Origin of the sequence: Lichenibacterium minor (assembly GCF_004137685.1) — a bacterium.
GTDB lineage: Bacteria > Pseudomonadota > Alphaproteobacteria > Rhizobiales > Beijerinckiaceae > Lichenihabitans > Lichenihabitans minor.
This window is the reverse complement of record NZ_QYBB01000116.1, coordinates 1-2,863: the sequence shown is the minus strand read 5'-3', so window position 1 is coordinate 2,863 and position 2,863 is coordinate 1. Positions and strand designations below refer to the sequence as shown.

The 2,863-nt window shown below is 69.4% G+C and carries 3 protein-coding genes; all 3 read right to left on the bottom strand.

Annotated features, from left to right (window positions below; translation table 11 throughout):
• Positions 1–147: 147 nt before the first annotated feature.
• Positions 148–876: an SDR family oxidoreductase gene (locus D3273_RS27405; RefSeq protein WP_129230172.1), complete on the bottom strand. Its 729-nt coding sequence runs from the start codon at positions 874–876 to the stop codon at positions 148–150.
• Between the two features lie 32 nt (positions 877–908).
• Positions 909–2,156 (bottom strand): sugar ABC transporter permease, encoded by a 1,248-nt coding sequence (locus tag D3273_RS27400; RefSeq protein ID WP_129230171.1) that lies wholly within the window; start codon positions 2,154–2,156, stop codon positions 909–911.
• The coding region (locus D3273_RS27395) for an ATP-binding cassette domain-containing protein (RefSeq protein WP_165359751.1) at positions 2,153–2,863 on the bottom strand (711 nt) is incomplete at its 5' end. The genes D3273_RS27395 and D3273_RS27400, both read right to left, overlap by 4 nt.

Below are 2,863 nucleotides of genomic sequence, written 5' to 3'. Positions count from 1 at the left end.
ACCTGGTCCATGATGAGCCTCTTCTTGGAACATGGTTCCCAAAGGCGCTCGGCCTTCGGCGGGGTTCCGGGGCTGAGCCTCGAAGCCCTTGTTCTCGCGATCGAGGGTGCGCCTTGTCCGTCATCGCCAGCGCGGCGGTGACGGCCTCTACAGATCCACCGTCTGCGGCAGGATCACGAGGTCGCGCACCACGACGCCCTTGGGCCGCGTCAGCATGAACATCACCGCCTCGGCCACCTCGACCGGCTGGATCAGGCCGCCGTTGGCGAGCGCGTCGGCGAGCTTGGCTTTGGGCCAGTCGTCGAGCAGGGCGGTCACGACCGGCCCCGGCAGCACCGCGCCGACGCGGATGCCGTGGCGCATCACCTGGCGCCGCAGCGTATGCACGAAGGCCTGCACGGCATGTTTTGACGCCGTATAGATCGGCTCGACCACGACCGGCACGACGCCCGCCACCGAACTCGTGACGACGATGTCGCCGGAGCCGCGGTCCACCATGTGGGGCAGCACCGCGTGGATGCAGCGAAACACCGAGTTGACATTGAGGTTCAGCATGCGGTCCCAGGCATCGGGGTCGCCGCCGTGCACCTCGCCGCCGACGTAAGCACCCGCATTGGCGTGGAACACGTCGAGCCGCCCGGCTCGGCGGAGGATCTCCGGCATCATGCCGGCGACGCTCGCCTTGTCGAGCAGATCGACGACGACCGGGAAAGCCTGCGGTCCGAGTTCGGCGCAGAGGGCGTCGAGCTTGTCCGCGGCCCGGTCCACCAGCGCCACGCGGGCGCCGCCTTGCAGCATGGCGCGCGCGCATTCGAGCCCGATGCCCGAGGCGGCGCCGGTGACGGCCGCGACCTTGCCGCTCAGATCCTGAGCCATGACGTTTCTCCTGTCGTGTGAAAGGTCGGGGCTCAGGCGCGGCCGTGGGACACGCGCGAGCGACGGGCCAGCGAGTCGACGATGACCGCGATGGCGAGAACGCCGCCGGTGATCATGTAGCGGAGCGACGAGCTCAGATCGAGCAGCGTCAGCCCGCTGGCGATGGACTGGATCACGATGATGCCGAGCAGCGCCGAGTAGGCCGAGCCACGCCCGCCGAACAGGCTCGTGCCGCCGATCACCGCCGCCGCGATGGCGTCGAGGTTGACGTCGCCGGTGCCGGCCTGCTGGCTCGCCGAGGCGAGGCGAGCCGCCGACAGGATCCCGCCCAGCGACGCCAACGTCGAGCACAGCATGAAGGCGCCGCGATAGATGCTGTGCACGTCGATGCCGGCGCGGCGCGCGGCCTCGCGGTTGCCGCCCACGGCCGTCATGGAGCGGCCCCATTGGGTGCGCTTCAGCGCGTAGTCGAGCAGCACCACGAGCAGCGCGAAGAATCCGAAGACCCACGGCACGCCGCGGTCGGTGTTGAGGTAGGCCGCGACGGCAAGCAGGGCCGCGGTGAGCACTGCGGTTCTCACCGCGAGGCCGAGAAGCGAAGGCGGCGTGAGCCCCGCGGCGCGACGGCGCGCCGCCGTGCGGAACCCGGCGAAGAAGTAGGCGCCACCCGCCAGCAGCACGAAGAGATAGGCCAGGACGGAGGGCATCACCCAGGTCTGGCCGAGGCCGACGAGGCTCGATTCGAAGGGGAGGTTGATCGAACCGCTGGAGCCCAGGACGTAGAGCTGGAGACCGAGCACGGCGAGCAGGCCGGACAGGGTCGACACGAAGCTCGGCATTCCGAGCCGGTTGAACAGCACCGCGTAGATCGCACCGACGGCCGCGCCGCACAGCATCGCAAGCAGGATCGCCCCGGGCGCCCACCAGCCGCCGTTGACCCACAGTACCCCAAGCAGCGCGGACGCGAAGCCCGATACGGAGCCGACTGAGAGGTCGATCTCGCCGACCATCAGGATGCAGACGATGCCGAGCGAGATGATGCCGACCGTGGAACAATCGAACAGCAGGTTGACGAGGTTGTTGGCCCCGAGGAATACGGGGTTCAAAATCTGGAACACCGTCCAGATCACGGCGAGGCCCACCACCACGGGCAGCGAGCCGAGGTCGCCCGAGCGCACGCGGTCGAGGAAGCCCCGGACCGCGCCGCCGAGCCCCTCATCGTGGCGCACCCGCGCGTCGGCGCGATCGAGTGCTGGAGTCCCCTCGAGGTTCGTGCTCATGCCTGTGCCTCTCCGCCGGTCGCGGCGCGCCGCGTGGCGCGGCGGGACACGGAATTGTCGGCCGCGCCCGTGATGGCGCCGACCAGTTCCTGGTTGGACGTGTCGGGGTAGAAGACCCCGTTGTTGCGGCCGAGCCGAAGCACGACGATGCGGTCCGCCACGGCGCGGACATCCTCCATGTTGTGGCTGATCATGATGACGCCGAGGCCGCGATCCTTGACCCGCTCGATGAGGTTCAGCACCTCGGCGGTCTGGGCGACGCCGAGGGCCGCGGTTGGCTCGTCCAGCATGATGAGCTTGGGCTCCAACAGCAGCGAGCGGGCAATCGCCACCGTCTGGCGCTGCCCGCCCGACAGCGACGCGATGGGCTCGCGGACGGAGGGGATGCGAGCCGCGAGCTCGTTGAGCAGCGTCCAGGCCCGGATCTCCATCGTGACCTCATCGAGCGCGTAGGGACTGAGCTCGCGGCCGAGGAAGATGTTGGCGACGACGTCGAGGTTCTCGCAGAGGGCGAGGTCCTGGAACACGGTGGCGATGCCCATGGACAGGGCCTCGCCGGGCCCGCTCAGCGCCACGGGCTTGCCCATGAAAGTCATGGCGCCGGAGGTGGGGGCATGGACGCCGGCCAGAACCTTGACCAGGGTCGACTTGCCCGCGCCGTTGTCGCCCACCAGTGCCACGACCTCGCCGGCCTTGACGTCGAGGTC